Source organism: Methylobacterium sp. D54C (assembly GCF_053345595.1).
Genome location: NZ_JBKFAK010000001.1, coordinates 919,169 through 936,430, shown reverse-complemented (window position 1 = coordinate 936,430; position 17,262 = coordinate 919,169). Strand labels below are relative to the sequence as shown.

Here is a 17,262-nt window from a genome sequence, read left to right as displayed (position 1 = left end):
GACCATGGCGACGGTGAGCCAAGAGGCGGTCGAGGCGGTCATGCGGCCGGCCCACGAGCCGTCAGCGCCCAGGCCATAAAGCCAAGCCAAGCGAGGCACGGCAGAACGATGCAGAGCGCACCGACGACGTTCGCCAGGACGCCGAGGGCCATCAGAAGCGCGACGGCGGCACTCACGACAGACCTCGCCGCATGGCCTGAACCTGCGCTAGCGCGCGCTCGTATGCCCGCTTCGCCACTTCAAGGAGCCGGTCGCGGTCCTCGCCGATGGCTTCGATCTCTGCGTCCAGTTCCTCCGGGGTCATCGCCAGGATCCGCTCAACGTGCATGTCGATCACGTCGGGATCGTCTTCCGGCAGCCGGTCAGTTGAGTGTGCCAACCTCGCCTCCATAGCTGTCGAGTTCAGTCGTCGTGCCGTCTGCTGGGTGTAGGTTCGTGCTGTCGCAGTGCGGGCAGTGAAGGCCATGGGCCCGCATGCGGACCTTCCCCCATCGGAAAGTCTGCGAGCACGTCAGGCAGCACCACTGCTGCTGCATGGGATCGGGCTCGTCTTCGCTCATGCAGCTCCTCCGGTGTAGGCGAGCAGACCGGCGGCCAGGGCGAGGGAGGTCACGGAGCCTCCTGCATGGACCGCCGACCGGTGAGCACGCCGCAGCGGAACAGGTGGATCATCTGGTAGAGGATGCGGTGTGCATGATCCTCGCGGAGGTGCCGGAGATCGCCCCACGCCAGCCCGATGAGGACGCCGACAGCCTCGGTGGCATCGAAGCCGCCGCGCCTAGAAATCTCTTCGATCGTCTGGCCGTGGTTGTCCTCACAGCGGGCGCGCGCGGACTGCACGTCGAACAGTTCCCACGGCACGTTCTCGACGATGACAGTGCGGGGCTTCTCTCGCAGGACCTTGCGCAACGCCTCGCTGAGCATGATCCGCATCACGCGGCCGGACTCGCACGGCGGCTTGACGGCCTCACCCATGACGTTGCTCCTGCTGAATGTGAGAGCCCTCACCCGCCTTCCCGGCGGCCAGGGCATCGCTATCGGGGAGAGCGGGGAACACGACGCTGAGCGGATGGACGACGACGGGGTTGTCGAGGTCGTCGAACATCACGTGGACGTACTGCCGAGACGTGCCCGGGTAGACGATCTCGCCTTCGCGGCCTTCCCAGTCCTTGCCCTCGTTCCTGAGGGTGACGCGCTGACCGATGCGGGGATCGACCTTGTAGGCCTGGCGGATGTAGCCGTAGCCGTCGTCGGCGGGTGCGTCGCTCGACAGCCGCACGCTCGCAGCCCGCAGGTACTCGCTGAACGGCATGCTCAGGTCGGCATCGAGGTAGGCGCGATAGCGTGCGGCAGCCGACGATCGGGCAGACACCGGGCGCGTGTAGGACTGGCCCCACATGCGGAAGGTCACGTCGTAGAGACGGATCATCGCGAGGCCTCCCGCTCTCCAGAGCTATCGGGGAGAGCGGCAGCAACAGCGCGACGGATGTCGAGCCAGAGGCTGATGAGCTTGACGCCGAGGCGGGCAGCGAAGGGGATGAGGAGCCCGAGGGCGAAGTGCTGGCTCATGCCGCGGCTCCGGCGACCGGCACCGGCAGGTCGTCGATGTTGCGCTCGACGACCGCGAAACTGACCGCAACGACCCAAGGCGATGCAGCCCAGGACTCTGAGCCGTTGATGCTGGTCCAGAGCGCCTTGAAGGCGTCCCACGGGTGGGGGTAGTGCCAACCGTCCTGCTGCCAAGTCCACACGTCGGCGTGCGGGTCATCTCCGACCGCGCCGCGAGTGTAGATCCCCTCGGCCTCGGCATCGGATCCGCTGATGTCCTGCAGGCGCTCGACCCGGACGTCCGTCACCAAGAGCGTGAGGCGCGAGGCCCAGCGCGGCATGAAGATGGACGGCCGCCAGTCGAACATGCGGCATTCCCAATCGTCATCCGTCGCGCGGTAGATGACGTTGTCGCGCTCGCACGTCGGCTTCTCGACTGGCCAATACGACCACGTCTCCTTCGCCCACAGCCGATCGCCGATCTGCCACGGGAGCCGCGCCTTTAGCTCGGCGTCGCGCAGGTCGTGCCAGCGCATCGCCTTGTCCCGGAAGTGCCAGTCGTAGCCGGCCGTATCGCTCGGACCGAACTCGGTGACCGCGCCGACCTTCGACAGGCGGGTGAGGATCCGCCGCGTCTGCGTCTTGCGGCCGGCAAGCAGGGCTCGCACCATCGGCGAGCTGAACAGGATGGGGCGATCCATCACGCAGCCTCCCCCCCTCGCAGCGGCCTCGCGGCGCACGGCTTCCTCAAGCGCGGAGGTGGCGGCACGCTGGGCGGCGCGGGCTTCGGCGACGGTCGGGGGCGCGGGCACCCGGACCGGGCCCGGCTCGTCGTAGAAGGACGCCACCGGGACGCCGAGGAAGATGGCCACGCGCTGGAGGCTCGCGGCGCTGATCCGGTTCTTGCCCTGCTCGTACTTCTGGAACTGCTGGAACGAGATGCCGAGCACCCGGCCGACGTCCGTCTGGCTCAGGCGCATCAGCTCGCGGCGGGCGCGGATCCGCTCGCCGATGCGGGTGTCGAGATCGGTGCAGCGCTTGAGAGCGGGAGCGTTCATCGGGCTCTCCTGCGGGCGCGGCCCTGCCGGACTGCCGGCGTGGCCAGGACGGCGAGGGCCGCCGCGATGGCGGCGACGAGGGCGAGGCTGATGCCGAAGGCGAGGTCCGCGGCGGTCATGACGGCCGCACCTCGCGAAAGGCGTCCGCGGCCTTAACCAGCCAGTCGGCCGTGTTGCTCAGGTCGTCCTTAGTGACGACGCCGCCGGGGCGCGGGCCGAGGCCGGCGAGGAACTCTCGGAAAGCGGTCGCGAGCTTCTCGCACCAGAAGGCCGCGGCCTCCGCGCCAGCGAGGTGGTAGAGCGTCAGCGGCTCCAGCAGGATCGGGCAGAGCGTCGGGTTCAGGCCGCCTTGGCTGGGCAGGCGGACGCGCGGGCGGGCGGGCGACATCAGGCCGCCTCCCGGCCGCCGACGGCGCGGATCGCCTTGTCGAGCGTGTCGAAGGCGATCTCGGTGGAGACGGCGACCATGCCGCCGTGGCGGGTCATGTCGCTGTGCAGGTCCCGGGCGGCGGCGCGGGCAGCCACCATGAGGTGCTCGTCGGCCGGCTTGTGGCCCTTCTCGGCGAGCTCGACCTCGCGCTGCAGGATGCGGAGCGCCTCGAGCGTCTCGTCGACGACGAGGCCGCCGGCCGCCATGTCGACCTTGAAGAACCGGTTCAGCCGGTGCGCGGCGGTGACGAGGGTCTCGGCACTCATGCCGCCCTCCGCTCACCGGTAGCGGCCTCGCCGTTCAGCAGTGCCGCGACCTGCTCCGAAAAGGCGCGCCGCTCATCCACGCCCAGCACGCCGGGCACGATCAGGAACGGAATGGCGCGGCCGCGGGCGTCGAGCACCGTGCCGGGCTGGGCGGGAGCAGCGGCGAACGGCGCGACGTAGCCGTTGCGCTTGAGGATCTGAGAGAGGCCCACAGCTCAGGCCTCGCCGGTGAGGCGACGGAAGGCCGGCAGATCGCGCACGATCAGCATGCCGCCGCTCACGACCATGATGATGCCGACGGCGATCAGTGTGAGGACTTGGTCGGCCGGTGCATCCAACATGTGAGGCTCCATCTGCTCGGGAGAGAAGATGGGCAAAGCATAATGGGCAAATGCCCCCTGTCAACGGTCAAATGGGCAGAAGCCCCATTTTGCCCATCGCTACTTATTCACAGGCTGCGCGAAAATCTGGGGATCGCCGGCAACTTTGTTCCCGTTCCGTTCCTTAAGATGCAACCTTCAAGCGAACGGAGCCCGGGAGGTCGGACGTGCCAAGCCTCACCTATTTCGTCGTGCAGCCCTTCAGCGATGCCGGACGGGGGCGCGTCGCTCCTGGCGAGCCAAGGCGCGTGCATTCGCGCAGAGAGGCCGAGCGGATCGTAGAGTCGCTACGTGGGGGACTGGCGGGCGCGGTAGCCTTCTCACGAACGGGCGACCCGGTCGAAGGTGATTGGGCCGATGCCGAGCTCATCGCCCAAAATGGCGTCGTGCCCCTGGAGTACCTGGAAAGTTCGCTTCCGTGGTGATGGCAAAGAAAAAACCGGTTGACCCCCGCCTATCTACACCACTTATCACCACGCCATCTGTCCGGGTCCAATGCGACGATTGCGGGCATATGGGATATCTTAATGAAGAACGGCTCAGAGATCTGTCGGAAGCAGGATGCACTACCTTCGGCGATCTTGGGCGCCGACTGAAGTGCCACGACTGCTACGCGGCCGGTGGGCTCGGTAAGAACATATCTCTCGAAGCTGTTGGTATTGAAGCTACACGTAAAGTGAGCCGACGATGACGTGCACCGATTTGACTAAACGTCGGTCTAGCTCGATTTCGTGAGCTGGGTTGTGCTGCGATAGGATCAGCCTGTTTGGCGTGATCTTCACGAACTCCTTGATGTACCCCTCGGGGGGCTCGCCTTCTGTCTCTGGGTGCAACTGCACGACGACGTCGTCACCTTGGCGCGGTGGGCGATGCGGGTGCACCCAGACTTTCTCCCCCGGCTTGAAACGGGGCCGCATGCTGTCGCCTACCACGTAGGTCGCATAAGCCTCGTCGACGTTCTCAAGCTGCGGCGGCCGAGGAATCGTCTCGATCACCTGGCCGTTGTAGACGAGCTTGCCGTCATCCCCTCCGCGAGAGACGCCGAGAACATCCAGTGGCGGGCCGTAGCTCGGGACCGGCTCCCGACGCGAAGCGTTCGGCTTCATGGTGATGGTCGAACTTCCCCTCATCTCGACGGGACCTGATTCGACCACGCCGATCAGCCACTCATTCGATTTTCCGAGCACGGCCGCGACCTTGAACAGGTTCTCAAGCTTGCCGCGCCCGCGCTTGAGGGCATCGCGGACGTAAGTCTCCCCCAGGCCCGCGGCCAGCGAGACCTCTTTCATGTCGCGGCCTTGCTCTTCCAGCTCGGCTTCAAGACGTCGGCGCACAGGGTCTGCAATCATAGTGGGAGACTGCCCACTGGTCTGCCCATCGCCAATATGGCAGATGCCCATTGACACGATGGGCAAATGCCCCTTATCTCAACAGCCATGAGCGAGACCGGCCAGCTTCTCCGCGAGATTGAGTGCTTCATCCGTGACGCACGGATGGCGGCCAGCACGTTCGGGCGAAAGTCCGTCAACGACGGGAAGCTGGTCGGTCGGCTGCAGGCCGGAAGCACTGTGACGCTGGAGAAGGCGGCACGGATCCGCGCCTTCATCCGCGACAACCCGCCGGCCGCCTCCTCAGAGGAAGCGGCCGCGTGAGGAGACCCGCCGTCAGTCGGATCACAGCAGGGAGAGCGTAGCATGTCGATGTTCATCGTCTCACCGATCGCGGCCTCGTGCGCTGTGGTCATCGGCGCGGTCGTCGGGCTCCGTGGGCCCCTCTGCTCCGCGATCGTCGCGATCGGCGCGGCCATCGTGGTCGCGTTCATTCGATGACCGCGCACTCGGCTTCAGACCTCGTGGCGCATCAGCGCCAGCGCGACCGCGGCGAATACTTCGCCACCTTGGGTCGCGTTGTCGCCGCGGCCATGCAGCCGGTTGGCGAGGCGCTCGCGGGTTGCGAGGCCCTTGTGGCCCGGCAGAACCGCCAGCAGGTCGACCAGTACGGCGGCGACCACGTCGGCCAGCATCACAGCCTCCGGAAGGTCGCCTGAGATGCTGTTGCGCGACTGGATGAGGATCAAGGGCGTCTCGGACGCCGCCATGGCCGAGCGGATCGGCGACATCTCGGCCGAGATGGTGCGCAAGCTCCGCTTCCGCGTCAGCGGCACCTCGCTCCGCGTCGCGGGGCGCATCGACTGCATCACCGATGGCAAGGTTCGGCCTGTCGACCTCGCGCCGCTCCGTTCGTCGTCACGGCGAACGGCCCCCGCACCCGCGGAGGCCTGTCCGTGACCATCGTTCTGCCCAGCGTCACCGCCGTTCCGGTCGCCTGCGCCTGCCAGCTTGGTGCGACCGGTCTGTCGTCTGCCGCTGTTCCTCGTGACCTTCACGTGGGCCCCTCCTGTCCTCTCGGTCGATCCCCTTCGACCACAGAGGAGCAGGACGGATGGTCCTTCCGTGCGGGACAAATCATCCCTCGGAGCGTGTGCGCATGAGCGCCCTCGTCTTTTCCAGCGACACCCGGGGCATCGCCCGCGTGCTCGAAGATCGAGAGACGGAGCGGGTCGGCAAGCTGCCGATCGCGCGCCAGAGCCTCGCGCGCCGCGTCGGGTGCGCGCCGGGCACGTTGGAGTCGTTGCGTAAGGGTCGGTTGAAGCGGGTCGAGCGGTGGCTCCACGACAAGCTGGAGGCGCTCCTCGTCGGCGAGATCGAATCCGAAATTCGGAGGCTGACCCATGAACTGGAGACGTATCGCCGAGCTCGTGGCGACGCTCCTGGCGCTCCGGAAATGGCGCGCCTGGTTGCGGCGATCGAGGACGCCCAGAGACTGATCGGAAAGGGCCCGGCATGAGCGGGACGGCGCGCATCCTCGGCATCGACCCCGGCATGACCGGCGGCATCGCGTTGCTGGACACGTCAAGACTCGCCGCGGTCGAGGTCTACGACATGCCGACCGTGCTCAAGACGGTCGATCCGGCCGCGCTGGCGGCGCTGATCCGCGAGCTGAGGCCCGATCTGGCCGTGGTCGAAGAGGTCGGCCCGCAGCCGCGTGACGGGGTCAAGCAGGCCTTCAGCTTTGGGCAGAGCTACGCCACCGCGCGCGTCGCCTGCCTGCTCCTCGACATCCCCGTGCACCTCGTGCGGCCGCAGGCGTGGAAGGCGTACTTCCGCCTCCGCGGCGGCGACGAGGGCAAGGAGATGGGCCGCGGTCTCGCGCTGCGCCGGTTCCCGGCGAGCGCCAAGAGCTTCGGCCTCAAGAAGCACCACAACCGCGCCGAGGCGGCGCTCCTCGCCCTGTACGGCCGGGAGAAGCTGCTGGTGCCGACGCCTTCACCGAGCGCGACCGGGGTGCCGGACTAGACCCCGGCACAGGCCCGCCACCTGATCTCCGCCCCGGTCGCGCCCGGACACACAGGAGCAGGTACGGACAGGAGACACAGATGGCGATTTCGTTGAGCTCGCTGGTGCGGGGCCGATCGGCCGCGGCACCACGGATCCTGATCTACGGCCCGCCCGGCATGGGCAAAACGACCTTCGCGGCCGATTTCCCGAACCCGGTCTTCATCCAGACCGAGGACGGCTTTCCGAGCGATCTGGCCGACCCACCGCCGCGGTTCGAGCGCGAGGAGCTGGCCAATCTCGACGGCGTCACCGATGCCATCCAGGCGCTGATCGTCGAGGAACATGACCGGCAGACGCTGATCATCGACAGCCTCGACAAGCTCGAGCCTTGGGTGTGGGCCAAGGCCTGCGAGGTGAACAACTGGGCCTCGATCGAGGCCCCCGGCTACGGCAAGGGCTACCTCGCCGCTGAGGAGCAGTGGCGCGACCTGCTGACCGGCCTGAACTACCTGCGGCGCGAGCGCGGCATGACGATCGTGCTGATCGCGCACTCGACGATCGAGACCGTCAACGATCCGCAGACGGTCGCGTACTCCCGCTACGACATCCGCCTGCAGAAGCGCGCCACCGCGCTCTTCCAGGACGAGATGGACGCGATCCTGTTCATCAACCAGGACGTGACCATCAAGCCCGACGACCCGCGGGCCAAGGCCGGCACGTCGCGCAGCCGCGCCGACGGTGGCGGCAACCGCTGGATCTACACCGCACCGCGTCCCGCCTTCGTGGCGAAGAACCGGTTCGGCCTCCCCGACAAGATCCTGTGCCCGCGCGGCTCCGGCTACGCCGAGCTCGCGAAGCACCTCCCGAACACCGCTCAGCCGCTGGCGGCGTCTGAGGCGGCGTAACCCGCCACATCCCGAAGGAGATCAGGGCAATGGCAAATCTCGGCGAAGCAATCGACGTCGACAGCATCGTTCCGGAGCGCGGTGACTTCGAGCCGCTCCCGGCCGGACCTTACATGGTCCAGGTCACGGACAGCGATGTGATCGACACCAAGGCCGGCACCGGCAAGATCCTCAAGCTGACCATGGAGGTAATGGACGGCCCGCACGCGAACCGGAAGCTGTGGGTGAACCTGAACTTCAAAAACCCGAACGCCACCGCCCAGCGCATCGCGCAGGAGCAGATCAAGCAGATCTGCGATGCGGTCGGGCATAGCGGCCAGCTCACCGACAGCGAGGTGCTGCACTACAAGCCGATGCGGGCGCAGGTCGTGATCCGCAAGGATGTGCAGTACGGCGACGGCAACGAGCTGAAGCGGTTCTCGGCGCTGTCCGGGTCAGCTCCGCCCGCCGGCAAGCCCGCGCCGGAGGCCGAGCGCCCGGCAGCCGCGAGCCAGGGCAGCAGGCCCGCGCAGGCGGCGGGGCAGAAGCCCGCGGGCCGGCCCTGGGGCGGCAAGGCCGCGTAGCGCAGCCGGGCGGCCGGCGCCGTCCCTGGAAGTTCGAGCCGGCCGCCCATCCACCCCTGACGATTTCACATCGCGCGAGGCCCGCGGACGATGACCGCTACCCCTTTGCCTTTCAAGCTGGACGTGGCCGCCTCCACGGGGGCGCGTCATGGCTGAGCTGCCGGCGATCGAAGCGCCGACCGTGACGGCGATCTACGGCGCGCTGGAGGCGGAGCACCGCTCCGAGGATCGTGCCTACCTCGGCATGTCGGGCTTCGGCACCGAGTGCGACCGGGCGCTCTGGTACGGCTGGCGCAAGGCGCACGCGCCCGAGGCCTACGACGGTCGCCGCCTCCGCCTGTTCGGAACCGGCCACCTTGAGGAAGCGCGCATCATCGAGAACCTGCGCGCGGCGGGGATCTACGTCGACGAGGTCGACCCGGCGACCGGCCGGCAGTGGGCAGTCGCGAACCTCGGCGGCCATCTCCGCGGCCACCTCGACGGCCAGTGCGAGCGCGTGCCCGAGGCGCCGAAGACGCGCCACGTGCTGGAGTGCAAGTCACACAACGACAAGTCTTTCCGCGATCTGCTCAAGGACGGTGTCGCCGCCTCGAAGCCTGGGCACTTCGCTCAGATGCAGTTCTACATGCATCACACCGGCCTGACCCGGGCGCTGTATGTCTCGGTCAACAAGAACGATGACGCCCTCTACGCCGAGCGGGTCCGCTACGACGCGGCGGTGGCGGCGCGCCTGCTGGCGCGGGCGGAGCGTGTCCTGCGCGCCGAAGGCCCGCCGCCGAAGCTGCATGCCGACCCGGCCGCGCAGGCCGCCTACGTCTGCGGCTGGTGCCCTTCGCGCGGGATCTGTCACGAGGATGGGTTCGCCCGGGCCCACTGTCGAACCTGCCTTCACGCGACGCCCGTGATCGACGGTCGGGACGATGGCGCTTGGCGCTGCGAGCGCTTCGGCCTCGACCTGACCTTCGCCGAGCAGCTGCGGGGCTGCGACTTCCACCTCTACATCCCGGCTCTCGTCCCCGGCCAGCAGGTCGACGTCGACGAGGCCGCCGAGCGGGTGACGTACCGCCTCGGCGACGGCCGCGTGTGGATCGACGCTCCTGTCGCACGAGGGCTGAGCCGATGAGCCTCGACGCCTACCACGACCTGATCTCGCGCAAGCGCGTGACCTTCGAGCCGCGGGGTTTCAGCGACGTCGGCAGCCGCGACCTGATCGACTCGTTGTTTGATCACCAGAAGCACGGCGTGGAGTTCGCCCTTCGCACCGGGTGCTCTGCCGCGTTCTACGACACCGGACTGGGGAAGACGGCGCTGGCCCTGGCCTGGGGCGACGCGATCGTGCGTCGGACCAATAAGCCCGTGCTGATGCTAGCACCGCTCGCGGTGGCCGCTCAGCACAGCCAGGAGGCGGCGCGCCTCGGGGTCGACGCGCGCCTGTCTCGGTTCGGCATTGCGCCGGAGCGCCCCTGCATCGCCATCACGAACTACGAGCGCCTGGACCGGTTCGACCCGGACGATTACGGCGCGGTGATCCTCGACGAGAGTTCGATCCTCAAGAGCTTCACCGGCAAGACGACCCGGAAGCTGATCGAGGCCTTCGCCCGGACGCCGTACCGACTGCCGTGCTCCGCCAGCCCGGCCCCGAACGACCACACCGAGCTCGGCCAGCACTCCGAGTTCCTGGGCGTGATGCGGCCGCCGGAGATGCTGTCGCGCTGGTTCATCGCCGATCAGGCGAACGCTGGCCGCTACCGCCTCAAGCGGCCCGCCGTGCGCCCGTTCTGGGACTGGGTCGCGTCGTGGTCGCGGTGCGTCTCCAAGCCCTCGGATCTCGGTTTCTCGGATGCCGGGTTCGAGATGCCCGAGCTGCTCATCAAGCGGCACATCGTCGAGGCGGACCGGAGCGTCGATGCCGGCGAGGAGCGCGACGGGCAGGCCCGGCTATTCCGGATCCCGAGCACCTCGGCGACCTCGATCCATCAGGAGAAGCGCCTCACGAAGGACGATCGCGCTGTCCGCACCGCCGAGCTGGTGCGCGCCGAGCCGGGGGAGTCCTGGGTGATCTGGGTCGAGACCGACTACGACGCCGACGCGCTGCGCGAGATCCTGCCCGAGGCGGTCGAGGTCCGCGGGTCGATGTCGATCGACGTGAAGGAGGAGCGGCTGGCGTCGTTCTCCGCCGGTGAGACCCGCATCCTCATCACCAAGCCCAGCATCGCCGGCTACGGCCTGAACTGGCAGCACTGCGCGCGGATGGCCTTCATGGGCCTCTCGTTCTCCTACGAGAGCTTCTACCAGGCCGTGCGCCGCTGCTGGCGTTTCCGGCAGCCCCGGCCGGTCCACGTCCACGTGATCTGCGCCGATACCGAGGCGTCGATCTGGGATGTGGTGAACCGCAAGAGCGGCGACCACGCCGTGATGAAGCGAGAGATGGCGGCCGCCATGGCGCGCGCCGCCCGCTCGCATCGCGTCCTCGAAGCCTACCAGCCACATGAGGGAGCACGCCTGCCGGCGTGGATGCTGCCATGAACGTGCTTGCGTCACACCACGGCCAGCGCTTCGCTGCCTACAACGCGGACTGCGTCGAGTTCACCTCCGACCTGCCCGACGACAGCATTGATCTGTCCGTCTACAGCCCGCCGTTCAGCTCGCTCTACATCTACAGCGAGAGCGAGCGCGACATGGGCAACGTCGGCTCGGACGACGAGTTTCAGGCCACCTACCGGCACCTCGTGCGCGAGCTGCTGCGGGTGACGAAGCCGGGCCGGCTCACCGCGATCCACGTCAAGGATCTCGTCTTCTACTCGAACGCCTCTGAGAAGGGCGACCGCGGCATTCGCGACTTTACCGGCGCATGCATCCGGACCCACGTCGAGGAGGGCTGGACCTATCACCGCCGGATCACGATCGACCGGTGCCCAGTCCGGGAGATGCAGAAGACCAAGTCGGACCGGCTCCTCTACAAGAACTTCCGCACCGATGCGGCCCGTACCGGCGGCGGCCTGCCCGAGTACATCGTGGTGTTCCGGAAATGGGCGCCAGGCATGGAGGCAACGCCGCCGGTCTTGCACGATCCGGCCGAGCACCCCCTGGAGACGTGGCAGGAGCTCGCTCAGCCGATCTGGATGACGAACGGCATCTGGCGCGACACCGACGAGACCGACGTGCTCAACGTCCGGGTCGCTCGGGACAGCGAGGCCGAGAAGCACCTCTGCCCGATGCCGCTGGACCTTACCGAGCGGCTGGTGCGGCAATACTCGAACCCGAACGAGACGGTCTACTCGCCGTTCATGGGCATCGGCTCCGAGGGCTACGCCGCCCTGCGGCATGCGCGGCGGTTTATCGGGACCGAGCTGAAGGACAGCTATTACCGGCAGGCCGTGAAGTACCTCGGCGAGGCCGAGCGTCTGGGCGGCTCGGCCGACCTGTTCGACGCGCGGGCCTCGGCATGACCGCGCCCGAGATCCTCATCACGCTCTACGCCAACGCCCTCCGCGAGATCGTGGAGGTGCTGAGCCTCGACCTGCCCGACGCGGCTCAGACCGCGCTGGAGATCGCGGCCGACGCCCTCGCTTCCGGGGAGGATGCGCCGTGACCCTGGCAGAGCATCCATGCTTCGCGCCGAGCGATCTCGGCGTCTACACGCGCGGCGCTGCCTGCGTGCGCCTCGACGCCGTGCTAGCGAAGTTCGCTGAACCGCAGGTCTACGAGGCGCGGCTCGCACTGGGCGACTGCCATAGCGAGGTCCGCCGCGCACGGGCGCTGGCCCTGCTCCGGTCCCTGCCGGCGAAGCGGCAGGCCGCCATCATGGCCGCGTACTGGCGCAGCCGGCGCGAGGCGGCGGACAAGGCTGCCGGCGGGGCCACGCCATGATCCAGCCGCGCGCCTACCAGATCGAGACCGTCCAGGCCCTGCTGGACTACTGGCGGGACGGCGGCGGGAACCCGCTGGTCGACCTCGCCACCGGCACAGGCAAGTCGGTGTGCATCGCCGGTCTGATTGACGAGGTCCTGACCGAGTACCCGGACATGCGGGTGCTGTCGCTGGTGCACAGCCGCGAGCTCGTGCTCCAGAACGTCAACGCCTTCCGCCGGGTCCGGCCGAGCGCGAGCATCGGCATCAACTGCAGCGGCCTGCGACGCAAGGATCGCCGGCACCAGATCCTGTTCGCCTCGATCCAGTCCGTAAAGGGCGACGACGGGTTCTCACTCGGCCAGCGCGACCTCGTGGTGATCGACGAGGCGCACCTCGTGCCCGGGCGCGACGCCGGCATGTACCGGACCCTGATCGAGCGCCTGCGCGAGCGAACCCCGGATCTCCGCGTGGCCGGGTTCACTGCCACGCCTTACCGGCTCGATTCCGGGCGGCTCGACCAGGGCGACGGCCGGATCTTCGACCGCGTCGTCTACAGCTACGGGATCGGCGATGCCGTGGCCGACGGCTGGCTCGCGCCCCTGATCTCGAAGGCGACGCTGACCGGCATCGACGTCTCGAAGGTCGCGCGGCGCGGCGGCGAGTTCGTGGACGGCGAGCTGCAGCGCGCGGTCGACCGGGAGGATGTGACCGAAGGCGCCTGCGACGAGATCATCCGCTTCGGCGACGACCGCCGGTCCTGGCTCGTGTTCTGCACCGGGGTCGAGCACGCCTACCACGTCCGGGACGCGATGCGCCGCCGCGGGGTCCGGTGCGAGGCGATCACGGGTGACACCGAGGCTGCCGAGCGAGACCGGATCATCGCGGGCTTTCGAGAGGGCCGGATCCGGTGCCTGACGAACGCCATGGTGCTCACGACGGGCTTCGACGTGCCCGGTGTGGACCTCATCGCCATGCTGCGGCCGACGCTGTCGCGCGGGCTCTACATCCAGATCTGCGGGCGCGGGACGCGGCCGGTCTACCCGGCCGGCTTCGATCCGAACGCGGTGACCGCCGAGGAGCGCATCGCGGCCATCGCGGGCTCGACCAAGCCCAACTGCCTCGTGCTGGACTTCGCCGGCAACGTCCTGCGGCACGGTCCGGTCGACGCGGTGCAGGTCTCGGCCGACCCCGGCCGGCGCGGGGCTGGGCCTCGGGACGATGTGGCGGTGAAGCCCGACGACATCCGCGCCAAGGTCTGCCCGAACTGCTTCACCCTGGTCGCGCTGGACGCCTTCGTGTGCACGACGCCGGCCTGCGGGTTCGAGTGGGAGAAGCCCAGGCCGCCCCATGAGCCGGAGGCAGATCCCGAGGCCGTCATCATGTCGGGTCAGCGCAGCACGCCGGCTGCGCAGGTGAACCCGTGGATCAAGGTGAAGGACGTCGAGTTCCGGCGGCACACGAAGCGCCAGGACCCCGACGCCCCGCCGACCCTGCGCGTCGATTACGGATGCGGTCTCGTCTGGCACTCGGAGTGGGTGTGCTTCGAGCACGAAGGCGTGGCCCGGGCCAAGGCGGAGAAGTGGTGGCGCGACATGCGCGGCCAGCAGCCGACCCCGGCCACGGTCGAGGAGGCGCTGGCGCGGTGCGTGGACGGCGAGGTCGCTCAGCCCAGCGACATTGTCACGAAGCAGGACGGCAAGTTCACCCGCGTCGTCGGCCGCCGCTTCGATCCCGAGGAGCTGGCCAGGGTCGCGAGCTACGTCTTCCGCCCGATCGAGGCGCGCGAGAGCGCGTCGTGGTGGACCGTGCTCGGACTGCACCGAGACGCCGATGTGCCCGAGATCAAGGCTGCGTTCCGCCAACTCGCTCGGGAGCACCATCCCGATGCCGGCGGCGACAGCGCGACCATGGCCAACATCAATCGCGCCTACGAGGAAGCCATGGCGGAGGTGGTGTTTTGATGACCGCCACCATGCTCGACGGCTCGACGGCCGTTTCTCGGGTCAAGGGCGACCCGGAACCGGTGATCTGCGGCGTGTGCCGCCGCCGGGCCAACACCGGATTCGGATGGGCCGGGCAGCAGGGCAAGCCCGTGCTCTGGATGTGTGACGATCCCGCCTGCCAGCAGGTCGCAAAGGTGGTGTACGCGATGCCGACGCTCGAACTGGACGCCTACGAACAGAAGGCCCGAGACGAGGCCGGCGAGATGGCCGGCGCGTACCTCGACAGCCTGGGCAAGACGGATCTGGCCAGCCTCACCGCCGAGGAGTGGGCCACCTTCCTGCACCAGGTCATTGTCGGGTTCGAGGCCTCCCTGCGGCGGCACTACATGGAGCGGGCGGCCCCGTTCTGATGATGAGCGCAGGACCCTACGCACAGATCGGTGCCAGCCTCGTCGAGCGAGGCTATGCGGCACTGCCCATCATCCCCGGCACGAAGCGCCCGGGCCTGCCCCTCGGTGGCGGCGACTGGCGCGGGATGGACGACTGGGCCGCGCGCGCCGCGGCTCGCCTTCCGATCGAGATTGAGGTGGACCAATGGTCGGCCTCGAACGGCGGGGTGTGCGTCGCGCACGGCCCGGCCTCGCGCGGTACGGTCTCGGCAGACATCGACACCGACGACCCGGACATCATGGCGGCGATCCTCGCCGTCCTGCCGGTCTCGATGGTCGGCAAGGCCGGGCAGAAGGGCGAGACGCTGTTCTACCGGGCAGGCCCGGGGTTCATGACGCGCCGGTTCAACGTGCGAGGCCCGGACGGCGTGCTGCGCCGCGTGCTCGACCTGCTCGGGCCCGGGACGCAGACGGTGCTTCCGCCGACTGTGCATCCGGATACCGGCCAGCCCTACCGCTGGACCCGGACCGAGACCCTCGACGCGGTCGACCCGGACGACCTGCCGTGGATCGACGACGACATCGGCGACGCCCTCGCCGAGGCGTTGAAGCCGTTCGGCTACGAGGCCGAGACCGCGCCGCCGCCTCGGCGGGAGACGCCGGCCGGCGAGGAGGCCCCGCACCGCCGCCTCAACAATCTCGCCATGGACGACCTCGGCGCGTGGGTGCCGGATCTCGGCCTCTACAAGCTCAAGCGGCGCGGTGGCGGCTATGTGGCTGTGCCGACGTGGCGTCCGTCGCACACTGGCCGGTCGCTGGAGAAGCGCGGTCAGAACCTTAAGATCCACCAGGACGGCATTCGCGACTTCCATGACGGCGAGCGGCCGTACACCCCGCTCGACCTCGTGATGTGCGCCCGTGGGCTGGAGCTCGATCAGGCATTCATGTGGCTCGCCGATCGAGTCGGCTTTGGCGAGACGATCGCGGTGGACATCGCGCCTCGCGCGGTCGAGCGTCGCGACGGCGTGCTGATCGACGCCGAGACCGGCGAGATCATTGACGAGGCCCCGGCCGCCACGAACGTCCCGCCAGAAATTAACGTGGCCTCATCGAATGGCCCTGCCGGCGATCCTCGAGACTTCCCGGACGAGTACCTCCAGGTGCCTGGGCTGGTCGGAGACATCGCCGACTGGATCGAGGCGACCAGTCCGAAGCCGATCCGGCTGTTCGCGATCGGCGCGGCGCTGGCCGTGGTGGGCACGCTGGTCGGCCGGCGCGTCTACTGCGGGCGGCCGCTGTCCGGGACGGCGCTCTACCAGCTGGCCATCGCCGGCACCGGGTCGGGCAAGGAGCGGTCTCAGGAGGCGATGCGTCAGATCCTCGACGCGGTCTCGCCCGAGCGGCTGCACACCGGCGCCGCCTCGTCGGCGGCCTCGCTCGCGATGAGGCTCGCGGAGCGGCCTGTGCAGGTCCAGATCATCGACGAGGTGGACAAGGTGCTGGCGCGGGCCGGCGCCCGGCAGGCCAACGCCCAGGAGCGCGAGCTGGTGCAGGACTACTGCACCCTGTGGGGCCGCCTTACCGGCACGTTCTCGCCGAACTCGACCACGACGCGCGGGGACATTCAGATCAAGCATCCGAGCATGTCGTTCTTCGGCGCGACCACGCCGACGAGCTTCTACGAGCACCTCAAGGCGAAGCTGCTCGCGGGTGGCTTCCTGAACCGCTTCCTGGTGCTGCCGCGATTCCAGCGGGTCCGCGGGCGCAAGCCCCGGCTCCCCGAGGAAGTGGTGCCTGACGCGCTCATCGCTTCGGCGCGGCGCCTGTTCGCCTTCCAGGATGTGCCGCCGCCCGGCGTCGACCCCCGGCGGTTCGTTCCGCCATCCAGCTCTATCCAGGACCCGGACCGCCCGCCGGAGATGCGAGTCATCGAACTCACGCCGGCGGCCGAGGCCATCCTCGCCGAGTGCCGCGACCGGGACGAGGCGATGATGGAGCGGGCGGATCGGGATCCGCTGTTCGAGGCGTGGGTGCGCGGGGCCGAGATGACGAAGCGCGTCGCCCTGATCGTCGCCTGCGGCCGCTACGCGGACGACGGTCTCGAAGGGTGCATCGTCGACGAGGGCGACATGCTGTTCGCGAGGCGTCTAGTCGACTGGTCCATCGATCTGTTCGTCACCGGCATGCGCGAGAACATGGCCGAGACGGACTTTCAGGCCAACGCCAAGCTGGTGCTCGGGCACCTCCGCAAGGCAGGGCGCGTCCTGACCCGAAGCGAGATCTACCGGCGCGTCGACAACCGGCTGAAGTCTCGCGATCTCGAAGACGTCATGGCCTCGCTCGTGACCAGTGGCCAAGTCGAGCTGCTAGAGGAGCAGACCGGCGGCCGACCGAAGAAGTCCTATCGCCTCCTTGCCGAGACCGAAGATGTCACCTGACGGATGGATGGAGCAGAGCCGACTAGTCGCCTTCAACCCGCCAGCAGGCGGGTTTCTTTTTGACCCCCGATCGAGAGGGGTACGACCCTTTTTGCCCTCGGATCACAAAGGGGTCGGCATGGTTTTTAACCTGGGGTAAAAAGGGTCCGCGG

At 68.4% G+C, this 17,262-nt stretch carries 28 protein-coding genes and 1 pseudogene; 16 read left to right on the top strand and 13 right to left on the bottom strand.

All coding sequences use genetic code 11. From position 1 onward, the window contains the following. Window positions 1-172 precede the first annotated feature (172 nt). The 11 genes and pseudogenes from ACLBYB_RS04765 to ACLBYB_RS04715 all read right to left on the bottom strand — a co-directional run bounded on the left by ACLBYB_RS04765 (window position 173) and on the right by ACLBYB_RS04715 (window position 3,643). Window positions 173-466 (bottom strand): hypothetical protein, encoded by a 294-nt coding sequence (locus tag ACLBYB_RS04765; RefSeq protein ID WP_447698043.1) that lies wholly within the window; start codon window positions 464-466, stop codon window positions 173-175. Between the two features lie 143 nt (window positions 467-609). After that, window positions 610-975, bottom strand: a complete 366-nt coding sequence (locus ACLBYB_RS04760; protein ID WP_447698042.1) for a hypothetical protein — start codon at window positions 973-975, stop codon at window positions 610-612. Next, a complete protein-coding gene (locus ACLBYB_RS04755; RefSeq protein ID WP_447698041.1) occupies window positions 968-1,429 on the bottom strand; it encodes a hypothetical protein in 462 nt (153 codons plus the stop codon). The genes ACLBYB_RS04760 and ACLBYB_RS04755 overlap by 8 nt, the downstream gene beginning before the upstream one ends. Then, a complete protein-coding gene (locus ACLBYB_RS04750) occupies window positions 1,426-1,569 on the bottom strand; it encodes a hypothetical protein (RefSeq protein WP_447698040.1) in 144 nt (47 codons plus the stop codon). The genes ACLBYB_RS04755 and ACLBYB_RS04750 overlap by 4 nt, the downstream gene beginning before the upstream one ends. Then, the gene (locus ACLBYB_RS04745) at window positions 1,566-2,252 is read right to left on the bottom strand and encodes a hypothetical protein (RefSeq protein WP_447698147.1); all 687 of its coding nucleotides are present in this window, start codon (window positions 2,250-2,252) and stop codon (window positions 1,566-1,568) included. The genes ACLBYB_RS04750 and ACLBYB_RS04745 overlap by 4 nt, the downstream gene beginning before the upstream one ends. A gap of 150 nt (window positions 2,253-2,402) precedes the next feature. Then, a pseudogene (locus tag ACLBYB_RS04740) lies at window positions 2,403-2,606 on the bottom strand (helix-turn-helix domain-containing protein); the annotation flags it as partial. Continuing rightward, on the bottom strand, window positions 2,603-2,725 hold the full coding sequence (locus ACLBYB_RS04735) for a hypothetical protein (RefSeq protein ID WP_447698039.1): 123 nt from the start codon (window positions 2,723-2,725) through the stop codon (window positions 2,603-2,605). The pseudogene ACLBYB_RS04740 and the gene ACLBYB_RS04735, both read right to left, overlap by 4 nt. Continuing rightward, window positions 2,722-2,994, bottom strand: a complete 273-nt coding sequence (locus ACLBYB_RS04730) for a hypothetical protein (protein ID WP_447698038.1) — start codon at window positions 2,992-2,994, stop codon at window positions 2,722-2,724. Before ACLBYB_RS04730 ends, ACLBYB_RS04735 begins: the two co-directional genes overlap by 4 nt. Next, window positions 2,994-3,302, bottom strand: a complete 309-nt coding sequence (locus tag ACLBYB_RS04725; protein WP_447698037.1) for a hypothetical protein — start codon at window positions 3,300-3,302, stop codon at window positions 2,994-2,996. The genes ACLBYB_RS04730 and ACLBYB_RS04725 overlap by 1 nt, the downstream gene beginning before the upstream one ends. Further along, window positions 3,299-3,514 (bottom strand): hypothetical protein, encoded by a 216-nt coding sequence (locus ACLBYB_RS04720; protein ID WP_447698036.1) that lies wholly within the window; start codon window positions 3,512-3,514, stop codon window positions 3,299-3,301. Before ACLBYB_RS04720 ends, ACLBYB_RS04725 begins: the two co-directional genes overlap by 4 nt. Window positions 3,515-3,517: 3 nt before the next feature. Next, on the bottom strand, window positions 3,518-3,643 hold the full coding sequence (locus ACLBYB_RS04715) for a hypothetical protein (RefSeq protein WP_447698035.1): 126 nt from the start codon (window positions 3,641-3,643) through the stop codon (window positions 3,518-3,520). Between the two features lie 206 nt (window positions 3,644-3,849). Here ACLBYB_RS04715 and ACLBYB_RS04710 point away from each other — a divergent pair, with 206 nt between their 5' ends. Continuing rightward, window positions 3,850-4,107, top strand: a complete 258-nt coding sequence (locus tag ACLBYB_RS04710; protein ID WP_447698034.1) for a hypothetical protein — start codon at window positions 3,850-3,852, stop codon at window positions 4,105-4,107. Window positions 4,108-4,347: 240 nt separating this feature from the next. On the opposite strand, the gene ACLBYB_RS04705 is transcribed toward ACLBYB_RS04710, so the two are convergent. After that, the gene (locus ACLBYB_RS04705; RefSeq protein WP_447698146.1) at window positions 4,348-5,082 is read right to left on the bottom strand and encodes a LexA family transcriptional regulator; all 735 of its coding nucleotides are present in this window, start codon (window positions 5,080-5,082) and stop codon (window positions 4,348-4,350) included. A gap of 36 nt (window positions 5,083-5,118) precedes the next feature. Between ACLBYB_RS04705 and ACLBYB_RS04700 the strand changes: the two genes are divergently transcribed. Further along, window positions 5,119-5,334 (top strand): hypothetical protein, encoded by a 216-nt coding sequence (locus tag ACLBYB_RS04700; protein ID WP_447698033.1) that lies wholly within the window; start codon window positions 5,119-5,121, stop codon window positions 5,332-5,334. Between the two features lie 42 nt (window positions 5,335-5,376). Then, a complete protein-coding gene (locus tag ACLBYB_RS04695; protein WP_447698032.1) occupies window positions 5,377-5,511 on the top strand; it encodes a hypothetical protein in 135 nt (44 codons plus the stop codon). A gap of 14 nt (window positions 5,512-5,525) precedes the next feature. Here ACLBYB_RS04695 and ACLBYB_RS04690 read toward each other — a convergent pair whose 3' ends face one another. Continuing rightward, window positions 5,526-5,759 carry a hypothetical protein gene (locus ACLBYB_RS04690; RefSeq protein ID WP_447698031.1) on the bottom strand — a complete coding sequence of 78 codons (234 nt, stop codon included), beginning with the start codon at window positions 5,757-5,759 and terminating at the stop codon, window positions 5,526-5,528. A 19-nt stretch (window positions 5,760-5,778) separates the two neighbouring features. On the opposite strand from ACLBYB_RS04690, the gene ACLBYB_RS04685 reads away from it, so the two are divergent. The 13 genes from ACLBYB_RS04685 (at window position 5,779) to ACLBYB_RS04625 (ending at window position 17,110) form a co-directional block, all read left to right on the top strand. Further along, complete coding sequence (locus ACLBYB_RS04685) at window positions 5,779-5,970, top strand: hypothetical protein (RefSeq protein WP_447698030.1); 192 nt, start codon at window positions 5,779-5,781, stop codon at window positions 5,968-5,970. A 199-nt stretch (window positions 5,971-6,169) separates the two neighbouring features. Further along, window positions 6,170-6,529, top strand: a complete 360-nt coding sequence (locus tag ACLBYB_RS04680) for a hypothetical protein (RefSeq protein WP_447698029.1) — start codon at window positions 6,170-6,172, stop codon at window positions 6,527-6,529. Next, a complete protein-coding gene (locus ACLBYB_RS04675) occupies window positions 6,526-7,038 on the top strand; it encodes a hypothetical protein (RefSeq protein WP_447698028.1) in 513 nt (170 codons plus the stop codon). The genes ACLBYB_RS04680 and ACLBYB_RS04675 overlap by 4 nt, the downstream gene beginning before the upstream one ends. 80 nt (window positions 7,039-7,118) lie before the next feature. Beyond that, window positions 7,119-7,925, top strand: a complete 807-nt coding sequence (locus ACLBYB_RS04670; protein WP_447698027.1) for an ATP-binding protein — start codon at window positions 7,119-7,121, stop codon at window positions 7,923-7,925. Window positions 7,926-7,954: 29 nt separating this feature from the next. Continuing rightward, the gene (locus ACLBYB_RS04665) at window positions 7,955-8,488 is read left to right on the top strand and encodes a DUF669 domain-containing protein (RefSeq protein ID WP_447698026.1); all 534 of its coding nucleotides are present in this window, start codon (window positions 7,955-7,957) and stop codon (window positions 8,486-8,488) included. Between the two features lie 148 nt (window positions 8,489-8,636). After that, a complete protein-coding gene (locus ACLBYB_RS04660; protein WP_447698025.1) occupies window positions 8,637-9,611 on the top strand; it encodes an oxidoreductase in 975 nt (324 codons plus the stop codon). Beyond that, window positions 9,608-11,014 (top strand): helicase-related protein, encoded by a 1,407-nt coding sequence (locus ACLBYB_RS04655; RefSeq protein ID WP_447698024.1) that lies wholly within the window; start codon window positions 9,608-9,610, stop codon window positions 11,012-11,014. The genes ACLBYB_RS04660 and ACLBYB_RS04655 overlap by 4 nt, the downstream gene beginning before the upstream one ends. Further along, window positions 11,011-11,937 carry a DNA-methyltransferase gene (locus ACLBYB_RS04650; protein ID WP_447698023.1) on the top strand — a complete coding sequence of 309 codons (927 nt, stop codon included), beginning with the start codon at window positions 11,011-11,013 and terminating at the stop codon, window positions 11,935-11,937. Before ACLBYB_RS04655 ends, ACLBYB_RS04650 begins: the two co-directional genes overlap by 4 nt. Then, entirely contained in the window at window positions 11,934-12,080 is a 147-nt protein-coding gene (locus ACLBYB_RS04645; protein ID WP_447698022.1) for a hypothetical protein, read from the top strand. The genes ACLBYB_RS04650 and ACLBYB_RS04645 overlap by 4 nt, the downstream gene beginning before the upstream one ends. After that, on the top strand, window positions 12,077-12,358 hold the full coding sequence (locus ACLBYB_RS04640) for a hypothetical protein (protein ID WP_447698021.1): 282 nt from the start codon (window positions 12,077-12,079) through the stop codon (window positions 12,356-12,358). The genes ACLBYB_RS04645 and ACLBYB_RS04640 overlap by 4 nt, the downstream gene beginning before the upstream one ends. Then, entirely contained in the window at window positions 12,355-14,301 is a 1,947-nt protein-coding gene (locus ACLBYB_RS04635) for a DEAD/DEAH box helicase family protein (RefSeq protein WP_447698020.1), read from the top strand. Before ACLBYB_RS04640 ends, ACLBYB_RS04635 begins: the two co-directional genes overlap by 4 nt. Further along, window positions 14,301-14,693 (top strand): DUF6511 domain-containing protein, encoded by a 393-nt coding sequence (locus ACLBYB_RS04630; protein ID WP_447698019.1) that lies wholly within the window; start codon window positions 14,301-14,303, stop codon window positions 14,691-14,693. Before ACLBYB_RS04635 ends, ACLBYB_RS04630 begins: the two co-directional genes overlap by 1 nt. Then, on the top strand, window positions 14,693-17,110 hold the full coding sequence (locus ACLBYB_RS04625; RefSeq protein WP_447698018.1) for a DUF3987 domain-containing protein: 2,418 nt from the start codon (window positions 14,693-14,695) through the stop codon (window positions 17,108-17,110). Before ACLBYB_RS04630 ends, ACLBYB_RS04625 begins: the two co-directional genes overlap by 1 nt. Window positions 17,111-17,262 lie beyond the last annotated feature (152 nt).